16 protein-coding genes and 1 other annotated feature are annotated in these 21,568 nt (G+C 28.8%); of the genes, 11 read left to right on the top strand and 5 right to left on the bottom strand.

The window, feature by feature from the left end; translation table 11 throughout:
* Positions 1-7 precede the first annotated feature (7 nt).
* Positions 8-358 (top strand): ribosome silencing factor, encoded by a 351-nt coding sequence (rsfS, locus tag KGF46_RS03740; RefSeq protein WP_227828159.1) that lies wholly within the window; start codon positions 8-10, stop codon positions 356-358.
* A gap of 350 nt (positions 359-708) precedes the next feature.
* On the top strand, positions 709-3,129 hold the full coding sequence (gene leuS / locus KGF46_RS03745) for a leucine--tRNA ligase (protein WP_227842120.1): 2,421 nt from the start codon (positions 709-711) through the stop codon (positions 3,127-3,129).
* 146 nt (positions 3,130-3,275) lie between these two features.
* Here leuS and KGF46_RS03750 read toward each other — a convergent pair whose 3' ends face one another.
* Both KGF46_RS03750 and aspD read right to left on the bottom strand, forming a co-directional pair.
* Entirely contained in the window at positions 3,276-4,271 is a 996-nt protein-coding gene (locus tag KGF46_RS03750; RefSeq protein WP_227828161.1) for an asparaginase, read from the bottom strand.
* Between the two features lie 120 nt (positions 4,272-4,391).
* Positions 4,392-6,020: an aspartate 4-decarboxylase gene (aspD, locus tag KGF46_RS03755; protein WP_227828162.1), complete on the bottom strand. Its 1,629-nt coding sequence runs from the start codon at positions 6,018-6,020 to the stop codon at positions 4,392-4,394.
* A gap of 656 nt (positions 6,021-6,676) precedes the next feature.
* On the opposite strand from aspD, the gene ilvA reads away from it, so the two are divergent.
* Together ilvA and KGF46_RS03765 are read left to right on the top strand one after the other, a co-directional pair.
* Positions 6,677-7,894 (top strand): threonine ammonia-lyase, encoded by a 1,218-nt coding sequence (gene ilvA / locus KGF46_RS03760; protein ID WP_227828163.1) that lies wholly within the window; start codon positions 6,677-6,679, stop codon positions 7,892-7,894.
* Positions 7,895-7,988: 94 nt separating this feature from the next.
* Entirely contained in the window at positions 7,989-8,369 is a 381-nt protein-coding gene (locus KGF46_RS03765) for a RidA family protein (RefSeq protein WP_227432527.1), read from the top strand.
* A gap of 158 nt (positions 8,370-8,527) precedes the next feature.
* Here the strand turns inward: KGF46_RS03765 and KGF46_RS03770 are convergent, their stop codons facing one another.
* A complete protein-coding gene (locus tag KGF46_RS03770; RefSeq protein ID WP_227828164.1) occupies positions 8,528-9,937 on the bottom strand; it encodes an MDR family MFS transporter in 1,410 nt (469 codons plus the stop codon).
* A gap of 3 nt (positions 9,938-9,940) precedes the next feature.
* On the bottom strand, positions 9,941-10,831 hold the full coding sequence (locus KGF46_RS03775; protein ID WP_227841078.1) for a TetR/AcrR family transcriptional regulator: 891 nt from the start codon (positions 10,829-10,831) through the stop codon (positions 9,941-9,943).
* Between the two features lie 279 nt (positions 10,832-11,110).
* Here KGF46_RS03775 and KGF46_RS03780 point away from each other — a divergent pair, with 279 nt between their 5' ends.
* Both KGF46_RS03780 and KGF46_RS03785 read left to right on the top strand, forming a co-directional pair.
* Entirely contained in the window at positions 11,111-11,758 is a 648-nt protein-coding gene (locus KGF46_RS03780) for a D-alanyl-D-alanine carboxypeptidase family protein (RefSeq protein ID WP_227828166.1), read from the top strand.
* A 325-nt stretch (positions 11,759-12,083) separates the two neighbouring features.
* Positions 12,084-14,723 carry a cation-translocating P-type ATPase gene (locus KGF46_RS03785; protein ID WP_227828167.1) on the top strand — a complete coding sequence of 880 codons (2,640 nt, stop codon included), beginning with the start codon at positions 12,084-12,086 and terminating at the stop codon, positions 14,721-14,723.
* A 62-nt stretch (positions 14,724-14,785) separates the two neighbouring features.
* Here the strand turns inward: KGF46_RS03785 and KGF46_RS03790 are convergent, their stop codons facing one another.
* Complete coding sequence (locus tag KGF46_RS03790; RefSeq protein ID WP_227828168.1) at positions 14,786-15,889, bottom strand: pyridoxal phosphate-dependent aminotransferase; 1,104 nt, start codon at positions 15,887-15,889, stop codon at positions 14,786-14,788.
* 360 nt (positions 15,890-16,249) lie between these two features.
* Here KGF46_RS03790 and KGF46_RS03795 point away from each other — a divergent pair, with 360 nt between their 5' ends.
* From KGF46_RS03795 to panB, 5 genes are all read left to right on the top strand, one after another.
* Positions 16,250-17,071 carry a Cof-type HAD-IIB family hydrolase gene (locus KGF46_RS03795; protein ID WP_227828169.1) on the top strand — a complete coding sequence of 274 codons (822 nt, stop codon included), beginning with the start codon at positions 16,250-16,252 and terminating at the stop codon, positions 17,069-17,071.
* A gap of 78 nt (positions 17,072-17,149) precedes the next feature.
* Positions 17,150-17,360 (top strand) — a binding site (T-box leader).
* A gap of 87 nt (positions 17,361-17,447) precedes the next feature.
* On the top strand, positions 17,448-18,764 hold the full coding sequence (gene argH, locus KGF46_RS03800) for an argininosuccinate lyase (RefSeq protein WP_227828170.1): 1,317 nt from the start codon (positions 17,448-17,450) through the stop codon (positions 18,762-18,764).
* A 283-nt stretch (positions 18,765-19,047) separates the two neighbouring features.
* Positions 19,048-19,386: a DUF2325 domain-containing protein gene (locus KGF46_RS03805; protein WP_021385441.1), complete on the top strand. Its 339-nt coding sequence runs from the start codon at positions 19,048-19,050 to the stop codon at positions 19,384-19,386.
* Positions 19,387-19,815: 429 nt separating this feature from the next.
* Positions 19,816-20,754, top strand: coding sequence for a DUF2520 domain-containing protein (locus KGF46_RS03810; protein ID WP_227850128.1), 939 nt, complete (start codon positions 19,816-19,818; stop codon positions 20,752-20,754).
* On the top strand, positions 20,729-21,556 hold the full coding sequence (gene panB / locus KGF46_RS03815) for a 3-methyl-2-oxobutanoate hydroxymethyltransferase (protein WP_227828171.1): 828 nt from the start codon (positions 20,729-20,731) through the stop codon (positions 21,554-21,556). Before KGF46_RS03810 ends, panB begins: the two co-directional genes overlap by 26 nt.
* The last annotated feature ends 12 nt before the right edge of the window (positions 21,557-21,568 follow it).

Consider the following 21,568-nt stretch of genomic DNA (forward strand, 5'->3'; position numbering starts at 1 on the left):
ATTTTATATGACAGTGGAACAAATGACAAAAATAGCATATGATGCCATAGAAGATAAGCTGGGTCAAGATACAGTTATAATAAATATAGGAAAAGTTTCTAGTTTATGTGATTATTTTGTTATTACTACAGCATCTTCTCAAAGACAAGTAAAAGCTATAGCTGGTAATGTTGAAGATGAATTAGCAAAACTAGGATTAGAGCCAAGAGGAAAAGAAGGACAAGGAACTCAAACTTGGGTACTTCTTGACTATGGGGATATAATGGTTCATGTATTTAATGAGGAAAATAGAGGATTTTATAATTTAGAAAAATTATGGAAAGATGCACCTTATATAGATATTGACACATTAGCATAAACATGATAATATATGTTATTATAGTTAGAAAATTTGAAAAATTGTATTGAATTGAATAGACTAGAGCAGTAAAAGATTATATTTTTTCAGAGAGTTAGTGTAAGGTGAGAACTAATATTATATAACTTTGAACTTACTAGATTAAAACCTATTCTCCATGGCTGGATTAAAAGCTATCTAAGAGAGTCTATAAAAGTAGGCTAATTAGGGTGGTACCGCGAAGATTTATCCTCGTCCCTAAACGTAAGTTTAGTGACGAGGATTTTTTATTTTCAAAGAATTATTTGGAAATTATAAGTAAATAATATTAAACAAAGTAGTTGAACGCAACTAAAAATAGGAGGCAAAATATGAGCGTATATAATTTTAAACAAGTAGAATCGAAATGGCAAAAAATTTGGAAAGATAATAACCAATACAAAATGGATACAGCACAAACTGAAAAACCTAATTATTACACATTAGAAATGTTCCCTTATCCGTCTGGAAAGATACACATGGGACATGTTAGAAACTATTCTATAGGTGATGTTGTCGCAAGATTCAAAAAAATGGAAGGTTATAATGTACTTCATCCAATGGGATGGGATTCTTTTGGTTTGCCAGCTGAAAATGCAGCTATAAAACATGGAATACATCCACATAAATGGACAATGGAAAATATAGAAGAAATGAAAGAACAATTAAATTTATTAGGGCTTAGCTATGATTGGGATAAAGAAGTAGCAACTTCAACTCCAGAATACTATAGATTTACTCAAGAAATATTTTTGAAATTTTTAGAACATGGTCTTGCATATAAGAAAAAATCTTATGTTAACTGGTGTCCTTCTTGTGAGACTGTTCTTGCAAATGAACAAGTTGTTCAAGGAGCATGTGAAAGATGTAAATCAACAGTATTAAAGAAAGACTTAGAACAATGGTATTTTAAAACTACTGAATTTGCAGAAGAATTACTTAATGATTTAGATACATTAGATGGATGGCCAGAAAAAGTTAAAATAATGCAAAGAAACTGGATAGGAAAAAGTACAGGAGCAGATTTAGTATTTGATATAGATGGAACTGACAAATCTATGACAGTATTTACAACTAGACCAGATACAACTTATGGAGTTACTTATATGGTACTTGCTCCAGAACATGAACTAGTTAAAGAATTGGTTGCTGGTACTGAGTATGAAGCAGATGTTGAAGCTTTTGTTCAAAAAATGCATACTATGACAGAAATAGAGAGAACAGCAGCTGATGTAGAAAAAGAAGGTATGTTTATAGGCAGATATGTTATAAATCCTTTAAATGGAAAAAAAGTTCCTCTATGGATAGCAAACTATGTATTAGTTGAATATGGAACAGGTGCTATAATGGCAGTTCCTGCACATGATGAAAGAGATAGAGATTTTGCTGAAAAATATAATCTAGATATAATAGATGTAATAACAGAAGATAATAAAATGATAAATTCAGAAGAATTTGATGGATTAGATGCTTCAGAAGGATTTGAAGGAATAATAAATAAATTAGAAAAAGAAGGTAGAGGAAAGAGAACAATTAATTATAGATTAAGAGACTGGTTAGTTTCAAGACAAAGATATTGGGGTTGTCCTATACCTGTAGTTTATTGTGATGAGTGTGGAATAGTTCCAGTTAAGAAAGAAGATTTACCAGTTCTTTTACCAACAGATGTTGAATTTACTGGAAAAGGAGAGTCTCCACTTACTACTTCAAAACAGTTTATGTCAGCAACTTGTCCTCACTGTGGAAAACCAGCTAGAAGAGAAGTTGACACTATGGATACATTTGTTGATTCTTCTTGGTATTTCTTAAGATATGTAGACAATAAAAATGAAGATGAACCATTTAGTAAAGACTTAGTTAACAGATGGCATCCGGTAGACCAATATATAGGTGGAGTAGAACATGCTATAATGCATTTACTTTATGCTAGATGGTTTGTAAAAGCATTTAAGAGTATGGGCATGGTAGACTTTGATGAACCATTTAAAAACTTACTTACTCAAGGTATGGTTCTTATGGACGGTTCTAAGATGAGTAAGTCTAAAGGCAATACAGTATCTCCTATGGATATAATTGATGAATATGGAGCAGATACTGCAAGACTTTTCGTATTATTTGCAGCACCACCAGAAAGAGATTTAGACTGGTCAGAACAAGGTGTGGATGGATGCTTTAGATTCTTAAATAGAGTATATAGATTAGTTGATGAGTTAGCATATGTCTTCAAAAAAGATGTTGAGTTTGGCGAGTTAAGTTCTCAAGATAAAGATATGAGATATACTATACATTCTACACTTAAAAAAGTTACTGTAGATTTAAGTGAGAAATTTGGATTTAACACTGCTATATCAGCTCTTATGGAATTAATAAATGATATGTACAAATATAAGGAGCTAGATAATATAAATGAAGCAGTTATAAAAGAAGGTGTACAAACAATAGTAACTATAATTTCACCATTTGCACCTCATTTAGGTGAAGAATTATGGACTATGATAGGTCAAGAAGGAAGTGTCTTTGATATAGATTGGCCTAAATATGATGAAACAGCACTAGTAAAAGATGAAATAGAAGTTGTTGTACAAGTTAATGGAAAGGTCAGAGGAAAGTTAACTGTTAGCTCAAATATATCTAAAGAAGATATGGAAAAAGTGGCTTTAGAAGATGAAAAAATTAAAGCTCTAGTTGAAGATAAAACTATAGTTAAAGTTGTTGCAGTTCCTAAGAAATTAGTTAATATAGTTGTGAAATAAATAAAAAAATTGTGAAATAAATAAAAAAATAAAGCTATAAAATAAAATCCCCTTATTGCAATATAATTAAAAAATTGCAGTAGGGGGAAATTTTATTTTAAACTCTATGATATAATTTATTTTAAATTCTAAACGCAATAATATAATTAACAATAGATTCCTTTTTCAAAGAAGTCTTTGATTTCATCAATATTATTAGTCTTTCCAAGAGCTAAAATAAGTTTTATTCTAGCTTTTTGCCCTGGAAGGTCTCCACCAAATATACATCCTATATTTTTTAAATCTCTACCAGAACCAAAGTAACCATAACTATCAAATACTCTACCTGAATGGCATCTAGAAACTATAACAACAGGAAGCCCTTTTTCTCTAGCATATTCAACACCAGAAAGCATCTGAGGAGGAATATTACCTCTACCCATAGCCTCAATAACTATACCTTTATATCCACTATCAACAGCAAATCTTATAAAATCTGCATTTTCTCCAACATATGCTTTAAATAGTGCAACTTTAGATTCTACCTTATCAGTATCTATAATTGTTCTATTTACAATATCTCTTGTAAGGACAAGTTCGTTACAGTCGATTATTCCCAATGGACCACTAGTTAAAGATTTAAAAGTATTTAAAGAAAGTGTATTTGTTTTAGTAGCTTCAGAAGCCAATAGTACTTCATTATTTAAAACTACAAGAACTCCTTTACCCATAGCATCTTTAGATACAGCAGTACAAACTGATGCAGATAAGTTGCTTGAACCATCATAACCAAGTTCAGAGCTACTTCTCATAGCACCTGTAACTATTACAGGCTTAATGTTGTCAATTGTAAGGTCTAGAAAATAAGCAGTTTCCTCTAAACTATCAGTACCATGTGTTATTACAACTCCTGTGATATCTTTTCTTGCTAATAAATCATTTACATAATTTTTTAATTCCATCATTCTATAAGGTGTTATATGAGGTCCTGGAATTTCATCAAAATTAAAAACTTCAACATCTGCAACTTTATCAATGTTAGTGACCATGGATAATATTTGTTCCCCAGATAAAGTTGGTATAGCAGCACCTACTTTATCATCTACTGTCATAGATATAGTTCCACCAGTAAAGACTATGGCAACTTTTTTCTTAATACTCATAATATTCTCTGCCTTTCACAAATAAAATTTATAATTCCGATAGGATTATATCAAAAAAATTTATTTAGGTCTATATAAATTCTTTTATTCGCATAATTTAGATATTTCAGTGTACTAGAATTATTTCTTTGTTTTTTCCCATTCAGCAATATAACTATTCAATATCTCTCTTATGGCTTTCCCTATTTTAGTGTAGGCTTCATCATATAGATTTGCTAGAGATATTCTAATTGACCATTCAGGTCCGTAGAATCCATTTCCACTAAGTAAGACTACTGAATAATCATTAGCCAATCTATAAAGTATATCTACTGGAGATGCATTCTTACTTATAAATCTGAATAAATCTTCTCCATAGTTTATTTTAGCCCATTCTTCAATATCAAACTGAGTATAATATGCAGCATTATTTTTATTTTTATTAACTGGAAGCTCTAAAGCTTCAAACAATAGTTTTTGACGTCTATGACATATACTCATATTAAGTTTTTTGTAGGCATCAACTTTATCAATTAATGCAAATGCAGAGAAAAATGACATTTGAACTTGTTGTGGAGTTGAAAGACCAGCAGTATGATTGAGAGCAACAAGTCTACTATCAGCAACAACTCTTTCCATAAATGAAAGGCTAGAAGGGTTAAGACTCATATCACTGTAACGCTTATCTACTGATTTCTTTAATTCTCCAGTTAAATCATTTATTTTTTTATCAAAAACATTCTTTTTATGAAGAGCGAATGTACCAAGTCTCCATCCTGTAACTCCAAAATATTTTGAATAAGAATAAACTCCAACCGTGTTATAAGGAAGTTTTGACATTAATGATGAAAAATCTTCTACAAAAGTCCCATATACATCATCTGATATTATCATTAAATCCTTATTATAATTTTCAATTACATCTATTAGATTATTACAAGATGTCTCATCCATAGCTATAGATGCAGGGTTGTTAGGATTAACAACAAATAAAGCTTTAATAGAATTGTCACGAAGCTTTTCTAATTCTTTCTTAGTATACTGCCATGTATGAGCACCTTTTTCATCAACCGCATTGGCGTTTATGTTTACAACTTTAAAATCATATCGAGGAAGATTAGGTATCTCAAGGTAAGGTGTAAATATAGGAGTCATTAAAGCTATTGTATCGCCCTTTTTTAGAAGTTCATTTGCCATTAATGAATCAAATATATAACACATAGCAGCTGTAGCACCTTCAACAGCGAATATTTCTACATCGCCATATTTACCTGATATATCATATTTCATTTCTTGAACTAGATAATCATGCACTATTTTTTCCATATGAGGTAACATTCTATCTGGAAGTGGATAATTATCACCAATAATCCCATCAGCTAGTTCATGAACAAATTCATCACCATCAAATCCAAGTTCATTTATACCAAAATTTATAATATCTCTAGCTAAGTACGCTCCAGGCATATCTATATTTTCATTTATATATTTAAAGAATCTTTCCTTAATGCCCTTTTTTTGAGGCATACCAGCTAAATGACCTAAATCCCAATTAGAACGGGTTTCAGTAATCGCAAAATGACCAAAAGTGAAAAAAGCTTCTCTAGCAGTTGAACAAGTCCAATTTGGATTTCCACGACCTGCATCAAGCAATTCTCTATGATTTTCATTTGCAGTATGTTTCGCAATATCTATTAATTTGTCCTTAAATTCAAAAGGACTTATTTTTCCATATATGTTTTTGATTTCTTTATAAGTATTATTTTTCATGTTTAATTCCTCCTTATGTAATAAGTTTCACATTTTTATAATAAAATAAACAAGTTCCTAAAATGATTATACTTTAATTATAATAGGTTTATAGAAAAAGTAAAGTATAAAATTAAAATAATAACTCTATTTAGCTTTATAAAATGTATGTTAAAAGATAAAATACCTTTTAATAAAAAATGATTACTATATAAAATAAAACTCTAATTTAACTTGCATTTTATTTTTTTTATTTTATTTGTTGTAAAAGGTATAGTTTTATTATTATGAAAATGTATAAAATAAAACTTTCTTTTTGTTTAAAGTTGTTTATAAAAATATTTTAGGTTAGATTGGTAATATTAATGTTATTAAAGAAAATTAAAAAAAACAATTTTTAATTAAACAAAATAATATAAATATAAATTTTAGTAAAAATAATAAAGAATAAACTGTTATTTTGATAAAAAAGTAAAAATTATTTTAATATTATCATTTAGTGTAATGTAACTCAATTGAATATATGTGTTTATTGTATTCAATTGTTGTATTTTTAGTTTTTTTGTGATTAATTAAAAAATTATAAAAATCGTTTACATGTTGATTTTTAAAAAAAAAAGATATAGAATTATATAGAAAGTAATAAATAAAAATTGGATTTACGGGAGTGGAATAAAATGATAAATGTTACCTTAACAGATGTGAAAGAAGCTAGAGAGACCATTAAAGACATAGTTAAAAAAACTGATTTACTTGAAAGCGTTAAACTTAGCGAAAAAACAGGCGCAAAGGTTTTTTATAAATGTGAAAACCTTCAAAAAACAGGGTCTTTTAAATTAAGAGGAGCTTGTAATAAAATAGCAAGTTTAACAGACGAAGAAAAAGCAAGTGGAGTAATAGCTTCAAGTGCAGGGAATCATGCACAAGGTGTAGCATTAGGCGCAAAAATGACTGGTATAAAATCTACAATAGTAATGCCAGCAACTGCACCATTAGCAAAAGTTAGTGCAACTAAAGGTTATGGAGCAGAAGTAGTTTTAAATGGCGCAGTTTATGATGATGCATATTCAAAAGCTGTTGAAATACAAAAAGAAACAGGAGCAACTTTCTTACATCCATTCAATGATAAATATGTTATAGCAGGGCAAGGAACTATATCTCTTGAAATTTTCGAACAATTAAATAATAAGGTTGATACTATACTATGCCCAGTTGGTGGTGGAGGAATAATATCTGGTGTTGCTGTTGCAGCAAAGGCATTAAATCCTAATGTAAAAATAGTTGGTGTTCAAACTGCAAATATACCTTCAATGAAAGAGTCAATTAAAAACGGCAAAGTAACAACAGCATTTAATGATAGTACAATAGCTGATGGTATAGCTGTTAAAACTCCTGGAGACTTAACTTTTGAAATAATAAATGAATTAGTTGATGAAATAGTAGTAGTTGAAGAAACAGAAATAGCTGAATCAATATTATTTATGATGGAAAGTCAAAAGATAGTTTCAGAAGGTGCAGGGGCTGTGTGTACAGCTGCAATATTAAGTGGTAAATATGTACCAGCAAAAGACGAAAATGTAGTGTGTATAATATCTGGTGGTAATATAGATATAAATACATTATATAGAATAATAGGTGTTGCTCTAGCTAAAGAAGGAAGAAGATATTCATTTAGCACAATTATGGAAGATAAGCCAGGAAACTTTGCTGAATTAACTAGAATAATAAGTGAGAATGGTGGAAATATTTTAAGTGCTAATCAAGGTAAATTATCAGCAGGTGAAGCTCTAGGAAAACAAAGTGCGGAATTTATATTAGAAACAATAGATTATGACCATATAGCGAAAATAAAGAAAGCAATAGAAGAAAAAGGTTTTAAAATTATAGAATTATAATAAAAAGTGTATATAATATACAAGAAAAATAGTATAATAGTGTATGAAGATACATTTTATGTATAGTAGATTAACCAATTAGGAGGATTTTAATATGAAACATGAAGTATTGCATACTAATGATGCACCAGCAGCTTTAGGACCATATTCTCAAGCTATAAAAGCTGGAAACTTATTATTTGTATCTGGACAAGTTCCACTTGTACCAGAAACTATGGAAGTAGTTGAAGGAGATGTACAAGCTCAAACTGCTCAATCTCTAAAAAATCTTAAAGCAATATTAGCTGAAAGTGGAGCTGATTTTTCAAATGTAGTTAAAACTACAGTATTTATAAAAGATATGAATGAATTTGGTGCTATAAACGAAGTTTATGCTGAGTATTTTGGAGAAAATAAACCAGCAAGAGCTTGTGTAGAAGTTGCTAGATTACCAAAAGACGTTAAAGTTGAAATAGAAGTAATAGCTGTATTATAAGATTACAATATTTTTCAAACTGAAAAAAAGGGGCTGTCTCAAAATAGAGATAAGCCTTTTTTTCATTGTTGAAATGATGAAAATATATTTGATTTCATACAAAAAAAGAGTGCCTCATAAACTAAAAAGTTCATTTTGAGACACCTCCTTTTTTTATATTAACTTCTAATAGTTTGTCGTTCTTTTATAAAACATATTGATATAACTAATCCAATAAATGCAAGTGTGGCTGCTATTGAAAATGCTACATCTATTCCATGGATATTAGACAGGATAGCTGAACTCATGTGAGCTTTTTTAGTAGCAGTTGTCATTATAGTAATAAGTATAGCAGAGCCTATAGCACCAGATATTTGACGAAGTGTACTATTAATTGCTGTAGCATGAGATATAAGTTCTCTATCTAGTGTTTTAATTCCCCATGTAGTTAATGGCATTAGAACCATTGAAATACCAATCATACGAATACAATACATTAATGATACATGAATTAAAGATGTATCCTTGCCTAAAAACGCAAAAGATAAAGTTCCTAAAAATAAACATCCAGTGCCTAATATTGATAGAGCGTGAGGACCATATTTATCTAGATGACGTCCTGCGACTGGATTTAATGCAACCATTAGTATAGCACCAGGCATCATTAAAGAACCTGAAGCAAGTGCAGAGAATCCCCTTACAGATTGAATATATAGAGGTATCATTAATGTAGCAGACATCATTGAAGCATATACAATCATAATTAATAATGTAGAAATAAGAAATGGTTTATTTTTAAAAACTCTTAATTCTAAGAATGGTTCTTTAGATTTTAATTGACGCCATGTAAATAAAATTAATGATACAATTCCTAATATTATTGGTAAATATGTGGCACTATTAGTCCACCCATAATTACCTTGATTAGTAAACCCAATCAATAAACCACCAAAGCCTAAAGAAGATAGTATTATTGAAGGTATATCCAGTTTTAGTTTTTGGGCTTCTCCAACATTCTTTAATAATATAAATGAAAGTATAACATCTAGTATAGCTATAGGTGAAAGTAGTAAAAATAAACTATGCCAACCAAATGAATCTACTAACCATCCAGATAAAGTTGGTCCTATTGCTGGAGCAAATCCTACTGTAATACCGACTAGACTCATAGCTGTACCACGTTTTTCTATAGGGCATAAATATAATATAATAACTTGTAAAAGTGGCATTAAAGAGCCAGAACCTACTGCTTGTAATACACGAGCAATCAACATAGTTGAAAAATCACGAGAGAAAAGCGCAATAATGCATCCTAAAGAAAAGATAGTCATTGATGTAATAAATAATTTTCGAGTACTAAATCTATTTATCAAGTAAGCTGTTGTAGGAATAATGATACCTGCAATAAGTAGATAAATTGTAGTTAACCACTGACCAACATCAGCAGTAATTTTAAAATCTGACATTATATTGGGAAGTGCAGTTGCCAGTAATGTTTGACTAAGAGAGCTTATAAAAGCACCAGTCATTACGATTGCTATTATCAAATTTCCTTTTTTATTGTTTTTGCTATTACTTTGTATTTCCATAGTTTATAACGTCTCCTTTTTTAACTGATTTTTAATACTATTCAATAAAAGTACTTTTGGTCTCAAAATGTCTTCTTTTTCTAGATATGTAATCATTGCATCCATAATTAAAGAATCGTATAGTTGATTTTTTCCTTCTTCATATAATTTTTTTGATGCTTCTAGTAACTTAGGGTTTTCAATAAGAGAAGTGTTTGTTTTGATTAGCTCTTCTATATCCTGTATTGTTTTAAAAAATAATGATTTACTATAAAGAGAAGAGTAAGCTTCATCTTCTTGTTCATATAAAAACATTGATTTTTCAATTAAAGGATTTAGGTTATCAGCATTTTCTACAACTAAATCGAGTATTTGGATAGTAAATTCAGCAATAAAGTATACATTTATTTCTCTTTTTTGTATATGAATAATATATGTAAACTGGTGAATTAGAGCATCTAGTAAGAAAACTAAATCAAATAGAATGTTTTCTATTTTGTTGCCATAATTATCAAATAAACTCAACTTATATTCATTTAATAAATTAGCACGAGATTTTTTTTGTAACTTACTTGTCGTTTTACGTTGCACTTCAGAGAAATTTTCCCTCACATAAGTATTTATAGTAGTTCTAGAAAAAATATTTCCCCATACAGCTATTATTTTTCTTTTTAATTTTTCAGATGGATGGATATCTTTATTTTCATTAATAGAATGTATAATTTCTAAAAATTTTTCATCATAATAATTAATTATTTCACAGATAAAACTTTCTTTAGTTTCAAAATGTTTATAAAAAGTAGCTTTAGACATTTTACATTCTTTTACAATATCTAGTATTGAAGTATTTTGAAAACCTTTTTGGTCAAAGATTCTTTGAGCAATAGTTATAATAAGTTTTTGCTTGTCAGTCAATTGGCTATCTCCTTTCATATAAAAACGATAAGTACTAAATAGTACTTTAAAGTTTCCATAAATACATTATACATCATTTGGAAAAAAAATCAATATCTGGACCTGTGATATAAAAAATTTGAAAAAAATATTGTTAGTTTTAGTAATACAAAGAAGAATTTAAGAGTTTCTTAAGAATTGTTTAAAGAATTTGCAATAAATTAATGATATGATTATACTATGAAGTAAAATGTCTTTAAATTTTTTAGGTATTAAATCTAAATTATGGGGGTGTAGTATATGAAAAAGAAAAGAGGTTTGATTATAGCTTTTGCATTTTTTCTAGTTTTCGCAAAAATGTTTATTAATATCTCTAGTGGAGAAAATAAAATCATGGCATATGAAATAAGTAAGTATAGAAAAGGTGTGAACGTTTTATCAATAAATAATATTGTAGTAGCAAACAAAAAGTATAGCTTGCCTGAAGACTATTCTCCACAAGAAAGTAATGAAGCAAAAGATGCTTTTTATAAAATGAATAAAGAGGCTCAAAAAGCAGGATTAAATCTAAAAGCCTTTAGTACATATAGAAGTTACAAATATCAAGAAAAATTATTTAACTCATATGCAGAAAAAAATGGTGAGAAGGAAGCAAACAGATTTTCAGCTAAGCCAGGAGAAAGTGAACATCAAACTGGACTTGCATTTGATATTGGAGGAGACGACCAATCTTGTTGGGCAAATAAAAAATTTAATAATACAAAAGAAGCTAAGTGGCTGTATGAAAATGCATATAAGTATGGATTTATACTTAGATATCCAGAGGGAAAAGAAAATATAACAGGATACATGTATGAATCATGGCACTATAGATATGTTGGAACTGAACACAGTAAAAACTTTGCAATGAACAATTTAACTCTAGAAGAATATTTGCATATAGATTAAGCCATAATTTGTTAAATTTAGGTTAAAATAAAAAATAAGCTAGACTATTAATTGTGTAAAGTGTTATAATGTAAATACAATTAAAGATAACTACTCGAAGGGGAGTAGCTTACACGAAAGTGGTAATTAATCGTCAGGACAGTAGAAATACTCGGTTAATTAGCAAGGAATTCCTTGATAGCAAGACCTTCAAAATAAGCATTAAGTATGTTTGTTTTGGGGGCTTTTTTTATTCAAGGAATTTTTTATTTGAAAAATTTCAAATTTCAAGTATACATAAGAGTCCCCAAACATAAAATAAATTTATTAAAGAGGAGGGCAACAAATGTCTTACAAAAGTACTTATCAAGAAATAATTAAAAATTTAGACTCAAGCTTAAATGGTTTGAGCAAAGAAAGAGCAGAAGAGCTATTAGAAAAAAATGGAACTAACGAATTAAAGGAAGCAGATAAGGTTCCTACGTATAAGCTTTTCTTAGAAAGTTTTAAAGACCCACTGGTAATAATTCTATTGATAGCTGCTTTAGTACAAATATTTTTAGGTGAAACTGTAGAGTCCATAATAATTTTTGCAGTTATTATTATCAACTCTGTTTTAGGTGTTGTACAAACAAAAAAAGCAGAAAGTTCATTAGAAAGTTTGAAAAATTTATCTGCACCAAATGCAAAGGTAATAAGAGACAATAAGAAAATGACAATTCCAGCAAAAAATTTAGTAGTTGGAGATATCGTATTTTTAGAAGCTGGTGATTACATACCAGCAGACGGAAGACTTATAGAAGCACAATCATTAAAGGTTGTAGAAGGGATGTTAACTGGTGAATCAGAACCAGTTCTAAAACATACAGAAAAAATAAACGAAGATGTAAGTTTAGGTGACCAAAAAAACATGGTATTTAGTGGTGCTGTAGTAGTTTATGGTAGAGGTTCATTTGTAGTAACTGGAACAGGTATGGAGACTGAAATGGGTAAAATAGCTGGTCTTTTAGAAACTGCCGAAAATAAGTTGACACCATTACAACAAAAAATAGAAGCTTTCAGTAAAAAGCTTGGTGTAGGTATTGTAGTACTTGCACTCTTAATATTTATAATTCAGGTAGCAAGAAATTACATGATGGCTGGGAATGGAGAAATGACACAAATTATTCTCGATTCATTCATGTTTTCTGTAGCAGTAGCAGTAGCAGCAATACCAGAAGCTTTATCATCAATAGTTACTATAGTACTGGCTGTTGGAACAAATAGTATGGCAAAGAAACAAGCTATAATAAGGAAATTACCAGCTGTCGAGACTTTAGGTTCAACAAGTGTTATATGTACTGATAAAACAGGTACTCTTACACAAAATAAAATGACAGTTGTGGACTGTTATATGTATGGAACTAACAATGATGAGCTTAATAAAGAAAATATAAATTATTCTTACCATGCTAAATTGTTGACTATGGTTTCTACATTATGTAATGATTCTCATATAACTAGTGATGGAAAAGAAGTTGGTGACCCAACAGAAGTTGCATTAATAAATTATTCAAGCAAAAACGATTTAGATTATGATAAATTAAGAAGTAAATATATTAGAATAAATGAAATACCATTTGATTCAGATAGAAAGCTTATGTCTACAGTAAATAGTATATATGGAGATTATATAATGTTTACAAAAGGTGCTCCAGATATTGTATTTAGTAGATGTAAATATGCTTTAAAAAATGGCTCAAAAGTAGACATAACAGATGAGATAATAGAAGAATACAAGAAGAGAAATGAAGAGTTTTCAAATAGAGCACTTAGAGTATTAGCATTTGCAATAAAAGATGTCCCAGAAGAAGGTTTTACACCTTCAATTGATGATGAACATGATATGACATTGGTTGGTATAATGGCAATGATAGACCCACCAAGAGAAGAAGTAATGGATGCAGTAAAAGAAGCGAAGAGTGCTGGTATAAAAACCGTTATGATAACTGGAGACCACAAAACAACAGCAGCAGCAATTGCAAAAGAAATAGGTATAATGGAAGATGGAGATTTAGCACTTACAGGGAAAGAGTTAGATGCATTAAGTGAAGAAGAATTAAATAAAAAATTAGAAGATATAAGTGTATATGCCAGAGTTTCCCCAGAAAACAAAATTCGTATAGTAAAAGCATGGCAACATAAGAATAACATAACTGCTATGACTGGTGATGGTGTCAATGATGCACCAGCTTTAAAACAAGCAGATATAGGTATAGGTATGGGAAGTGGTACTGATGTAGCAAAAGATGCTTCTGCTATGGTATTAGTTGATGATAACTTTGCAAGTATAGTAAATGCTGTTGAAGTTGGTAGAACAGTATATAGCAATATAATAAAAGCAATAACTTATTTATTTGCAGGAAACTTGGGTGCCATAGTGGCTATCTTATTTGCAGTATTTGCAGGATGGTCAAATCCATTTACAGCTTTACAACTTTTATTTATAAACCTAGTAAATGACTCCTTACCAGCAATAGCATTAGGGTTTGAAAAATCAGAAAAAAATATAATGAATAAACCTCCTAGACATCCAGATGAAAGTATATTGGCAGGAGGAACATTAAAAGCAGTGGCTATAAGAGGTTGTATAATTGGTATAGTTACAATAATTGCACAATATATAGGGCTACAAGTATCACCAGAACTTGGTGTAGCGATGGCATTTTCAACTTTAATATTAGCGAGAATAATGCAAACATTGCCTGCACGTTCTAATAATCAGACAATAGTAAAACTAGGCTTTTTTAGTAATAAATATGTTATAGGAGCAGTTTTAATATGTTTTGGACTTTACTCTTTAACATTAATGCCAGTTTTGAGAGGAATATTCTCTATTCCAACAGTATTTGGTTTATATGAATTAGGAATTTGTTTAGGTTTAGCATTACTTTCATCAATATTGATGGAACTTAATAAATTAATGAATAGAAATACTGTAAAATAATTAAAAATACTAAACTAAAGGGACATATTGATAAAATCAATATGTCCCCTATATAGTTAGATTTATTCTAAGTTATCGATTATTTGGAATGCTTTTATAACTTCAGGAAGTTCTTTTTCTTCAGGCATTCTAAATCTTATAAAGTTTTTATCAAGTCCAGTAAAATCGCTACCAGATATAACTCTTATTTTTAATTTTGCAAATTCTTGTTGTAAATCTATATCTTTGTTTTTATGTTCAACTGTCATTATAGATACAGTATCACTAGTCTCAGCTATGTTAAGGTTTTTCCATGGAATCAATAGTTGATTTTTTATAGCTTTTGTTTTTTCTTTTAATTCTTCTATAAATTGAACATCGTCTAATAAATTAGCTGCAATACTACGAGAGATTTCAGATATTTCGTAAGGAGTAGAAATCTTTTTAATAGGATTAACAAGTTGTTCAGGAAGGACTGCATATCCTGCTCTTAGTCCTGCTAAACCAAAACCTTTTGAGAATGTTTTTAAAACAATTACATTGTCATAATCATTTAAAAGTTTTACAGCTGAATTTTCTTTTGGCATATATTCACCATAAGCCTCATCTACCATAACAGCTATATCATATTTTTCTGCCTCTTTTACTATATTTTCAATTGATGATAGAGGTATAACTTGTCCAGTAGGATTATTTGGGTTATCTATGTAAATTACTTTATATTCTGAGTTTATTTTTTCAATAAATTCTTTTTCATTAAACTTGAAGTTATTTTCTTTCTTTAAAAGAACATAGTCATAAGTAGCACCATGCATTTTTATGTCTGTTTCGTATTCTGAAAATTGAGGTGAACATCCTAAAACTTTATCTCCTTTTTCAATAAATAATCTATTTAAAAGATAAATAACATGTATAGAACCATCCGCTAGACAAATTCTATCAGTAGTTAGTGTTGTAAAGTCTTTCCAATAATCAACTATATTGTCTTTTAGACTAATTGAATGCGGGTATCCTCTTATCATATCAAATTCTAAAGCATTAAAAGCTTCCACAGCTTTATTTGAGAAAGATACTGTGTTTATACCTTCGCCACAATCTATCTCGAATACATTTTCGCAATGACCAGATTCTATGGCATAACTTTTTTTCAACTGCATTTCAATAGCTTTGTTAATTTTTAATTTCATAGTTTATCACTCCTTATTTAGTCAATAATAAATGTTAAAAAAGTTGCTAGATTTAAAATATTGTGAAAATACATGATAGTAAAAAACGAATATAAATATTATAATAGCTCACTTTATTTAATATGATTATATATCATATATTGTAAAATTTCTAGCGTTATAAGACTATAAATTGAAAATATTCAGAAAAATACTACAAGAAACGATTTATTTTGCTTTGATATGGAGGTATAGGAATGTTATTAATTTTATAAATTGGAATAGTTTAAGTGTAAAGTTATGATATAATTTAATAAGGGTAATTCTTTAAATTAGATTAAGGAAATATAAGTATACAATAAAATGTTATGGAGTTGGATGATGGGATATAAATTGATTGTAACAGATATGGATGGAACTTTATTGGGAAATAACCATAAAGTTACTGATGAAAATAAAACTGCACTACAAAAAGTTATTAAAAGTGGTATTAATGTAACTTTAGCAACAGGGAGAGCTTTCGATTCAGCTAAATGCAATGTAGATTTTCTTAAAGAAGATATGCCAATAATAGCTTGTAATGGTTCATTGATAAGGGAACAAAATGGAAATATAATATATTCAAATAAAATTGATACAAAAACATGTCTAGATATTTTAGATGTGCTAGACAAATACAATATTTACTATCAATGTAATAGTATAGATTCTATGCTTTCAAAAAAAATAGAAGGACGTGAAGATAGAATAAGTGTGTTTTTGGGTTCTGAAACAGAAGTCATTGTAAGAGATGATTTAAGAGAAGAGATTTCTAAAAATGACATATTAAAGTTTGTAATAATAGAAGAAAAAAATCCAGCTATTTTAGACGAAATAAGAAAAGAATTAAAAAAAGTTCAAGGCATAAAAATAACTTCTTCTTGGCCAAATAATATTGAAGTTATGAATATTGGTGTTGATAAAGGCAATGCGGTTAAAATTTTAGCTGAAAAAATGAACATAGATAGAGAAGATATAATTGCATTTGGAGATAATTACAATGATATAGAAATGATAAAATTTGCTGGTCTTGGTGTAGCTATGGGAAATGCAGAAGAATTGATTAAACAAGAGGCCGATTATGTGACAGACAGCAACCAAGAGAGTGGAGTTGCAAAAGCAATTTATAAGTTTTTTGAGTTAGAAGAGTCACTTAGTTCTTAAAAAAGGCATTTAAAGGAAAAAATAGGTTGACTATTTTATAGATAGTAATTATAATACAAATAGGTAAAATATAAAAATTTAGATTCAGTGAAGAAGAGAGTAGATATAAAGCAAGTCTCAGCGAGTTAGGGATGGTGTAAGCCTAATGATAATACTTTATATTGAAGAGAGCTTTGGAGAATATTACTTGAAATTCAGTATGGTAATAGGTAATCTCGCCTTAAGAGAATAGAGTGGGTAAACATTGTTTATCAACTAGAGTGGTAACACGGAATATTTCGTCTCTTGGTCTTTTTGACCAAGAGATTTTTTATTTTTAGCTAAAGTAAAAATATTACAATTAAAATATAAAAAATTAAAATATGAGGTGAAAAATATGAAATTATGGGGTGGACGCTTTAGAAAAGCTGAAAATCAACTTATGGAAGAATTTAATAAATCTTTTGGGTATGACTGTGTGCTGTACAAAAAAGATATTGAAGGAAGTATAGCACATGTCTATATGCAAGTAAAATGTGGGCTTTTAACAGATGAAGAGGGAAAAGCTATAACAGAAGGTCTAAATGGAATACTTGAAGATATTGAAAATGGAAAATTGGCATTAGATGGAGATTATGAAGATATACATAGTTTTACTGAGATAAACTTAATTCAAAGAATAGGTGATGTTGGGAAGAAACTTCATACAGCACGTAGTAGAAATGACCAAGTTGCAGTTGATATGAGATTATATGCGAAAGAAAAGGCAAGCGATTTAGTGGAGTTAATATCTGGATTTAAAGAAACTATAAAAGATGTTGCTGATAAAAATTCAGTAATGATGCCAGGATATACTCATCTTCAAAGAGCACAAGTGGTAACTTTTAAACATCACTTGATGGCATATTATAGTATGTTTGATAGAGATGAAAAAAGAATAAAAAATGCTATAGAGATATTGGACGAGTCACCTTTAGGTTGTGGAGCTTTGGCAGGAACTACACATGATATAGATAGAAATATAACTTGTGAGCAATTAGGGTTTAAAAAAGTTGTAGATAATTTTATGGATGGTGTAAGTGATAGGGACTATTTATTAGAACTAATGAGTGATTTTTCAATCATAATGATGCATTTAAGTAGACTTAGTGAAGAATTGATACTTTGGAGTTCACAAGAATTTGGGTTTGTTGAAATAGATGATTTATATACTACTGGAAGTAGTATAATGCCTCAAAAGAAAAATCCTGATGGTGCAGAACTTATAAGAGGTAAGACTGGTAGAGTATATGGAAATTTATTTGGTCTTTTTACAGTTATGAAAGGTATACCACTAGCTTATAATAAAGATATGCAAGAAGATAAGGAAGGATTCTTTGATAGTGTACACACTCTTGAAATGTGTATACAAATAATGGAAAGAATGATAGCTACATTAAAGGTAAATGAAGATAAAATGAAACAAGCAGTTAAAAATGGTTTTTTAAATGCCACAGAAGTTGCTGACTATCTAGTTAAAAATAATGTTGCCTTTAGAGATGCACATGGAATAGTTGGAAGTATTGTGATATATTGTGAAGACAATAAAAAAGCAATAGAAGATTTAACACTAGAAGAATTACATAAGTTTTCAGCTGTATTTAAGGAAGATATTTATGACTTTATCGATTATGAAAGTATATTAAACAAAGGAATAAAAAAGAATTTAAAATAATAGTAATAGATTAAGTTTTTAAAAGCTGTGAATTTGATGAGTGATATCATCAAATTTCACAGCTTTTTATTATATAAAACATTATTTATAATGCAATATCAATAACTTTTTAGTGTCAATAAATTTAAATTTATTAACACTGAAAAGTTACTAAAAATAAAACCTTCTATTATTAAAATGATAATTAATATCAATAAGTGTTGACAAATTTATTTCTAGATATTATTATATATAATATAAATAATAATGAAAATCAATATCAAATAAGGCGGGAGGCAGTCTAATGAACTTATTAGTGATTGGTGGCCATGAAAGAATGGAAAAAGATTATATGGTTATGGCCAAGAAAAAAGGTTATAAAACAAAAGTATACACTACTATGTCATCTAAATTAAATAACTCTATAGGAAAACCTGATGCCGTTGTTATACTTACATCAACAGTTTCACATAAGATGTCTAGAACAGTTGAGTCTCAGGCTAAAAAACAAGATATATTAATCGTAAGACATAAAAATAGTAGTAAAGTAGCATTTAATGAATGTCTAGATATGGTTGATGAATGTCTAGGAAACTGTTCAAAATGTAAACTTAATGATAAGCAAAAGCAGAAAAATACATAAATATATAATTTAATAAGTTTGAGAATACATACTCAATATAAATTGAGTGTGTAAAATAAAGTGTGTATTCTTCCCAAAAGTTGTGATAATTAAAATATCACAATATAGAAGGAAGGAGCACATTTTTAATTTTTAACAAAACTAAAATGTTAAAGAGATTATGGAAGAATATGATAAAAATATTATTTTAATTATTTTTAAGTTAAGTACATTTTTAGTAAAATAAGAAAACATAAATAAAAACACATTTACTTAATTTTTGTAGAATTAATTGTCAATTTTTTATTTAAATGGTAGAATATTCATGGATGGTATCTTGTTATAAGAACTATACTTTAAATGTTTTTAATTATTTTGTCTTATATAACTCATATCTTCATGAATGAGATTGGAAATTAAGATGTTGTATCACAAGTTGGAGGTGATACTATTAAAATAGGATTTATTGGTTCTGGAAAAGTTGGTACATCTTTAGCAAATTATTTTTTGTCAAAAGATTATTGTGTAACAGGCTTTTATGGAAGAAATCAATTATCTTTATTAGAATCAACAGATTTAACAAAAACAAAGATTTATAGTAACTTGAAAGACATTATTTATGAAAATGATATATTATTTATTACAACATCAGATGATTCTATTGAAATCATAGACAAAAAACTTTCCAAATTTAATTTAAAACATAAATACATTTGCCACACAAGTGGTTCTTTAAAATCTAGTATATTGTTCTGTTCAAAAAAAGCAGGTGCATTAATTTATTCTGTCCATCCTATATTTGCATTTTCCAATAAAAATACTGATATTAAAAAAATGAAAGACATTTGTTTTTCCATAGAAGGTGATAATGAAAAAGATGATTTATTTATTCAAAATTTTATAAATAGCTTAGGAAATCAGTTTTTTATAAGAGATAAAAATACTTCATCCACTTATCATGTAGCTAATGTTTTAGTTTCAAATTTAGTGTTATCTTTACTAGATGTAGGAGTAAGTTACTTTATTAAATTGGGTTTATCTGAAGAAGAAGCTTTAAAAGCTATAAATCCTTTGGTCAAAATAAATATAGAAAACATACTTGATAATGGATTTACTAAATCCCTTACTGGACCTGTTGTTCGTGGGGATATAACACCAATAAAAAAACATTTATCAGCATTAGATAAAAAAGATGAAGATATTTACAAAATACTCTCCTTAAATCTACTAAAAATAATTGCCTTGGAAAATGAAGATTCATTAAAATGTACAAAAAATATTTCTATAGAAAATGCAGTCGAAAATTTAATAAGTAAATCTGAAAAATACAAAGAGATTTACAAAATTTTAGGAGGAAAAAACAATGAAAAATACTATACTGACTTTTAAAAATGCTAAAAGTGAAGGAAGGAAGCTGTCTATGCTTACAGCTTATGATTACTCAATGGCAAAAATAATGGATGAATGTAACATAAATGGTATTTTAATAGGAGATTCATTAGGAATGGTAGTAAAAGGTGAAGAAAACACTCTATCTGTTACTATAGATGAAATTATATATCACACAAAAGCTGTAAAAAATGGTGCAAAAAATGCCTTAATCGTAAGTGATATGCCATTTCTATCTTACCATGTTTCTATAGAAGATGCTGTTAAAAATGCTGGCAGACTTGTAAAAGAAGGTGGGGCACATGCTGTGAAATTAGAGGGTGGCTCAAACGTTATAGAACAAATAAAAAACATTGTAAATGCTCAAATACCTGTAATGGGCCATTTAGGACTAACACCTCAATCTGTAAATTCATTTGGTGGATTTAAGGTTCAAGGAAATACTAGTGAAACAGCAAAACAACTCATTGAAGATGCTAAATTAATAGAAAAAGCAGGAGCATTTTCTATTGTCCTTGAAGGAGTTCCTGCTAAAATAGCTGAGATGGTGACTAATTCTATTTCAATTCCTACAATAGGGATAGGAGCAGGAATTAATTGTGATGGTCAAATTTTAGTTTATCAAGATATGTTGGGGATGTTTGGAGATTTTGTACCTAAATTTGTAAAGCAATACGCAAATATAGGAGATATAATGAAAGATTCAATTAAAAATTACATACTAGAAGTTGAAACTGGTGCATTTCCACAAGAAAAACATAGCTTTTCAATAAATGAATCTGAATTAGAAAAATTATACTAAGATTAAGGATGG

Source organism: Clostridioides sp. ZZV14-6153 (assembly GCF_020657855.1).
Taxonomy (GTDB): domain Bacteria; phylum Bacillota; class Clostridia; order Peptostreptococcales; family Peptostreptococcaceae; genus Clostridioides.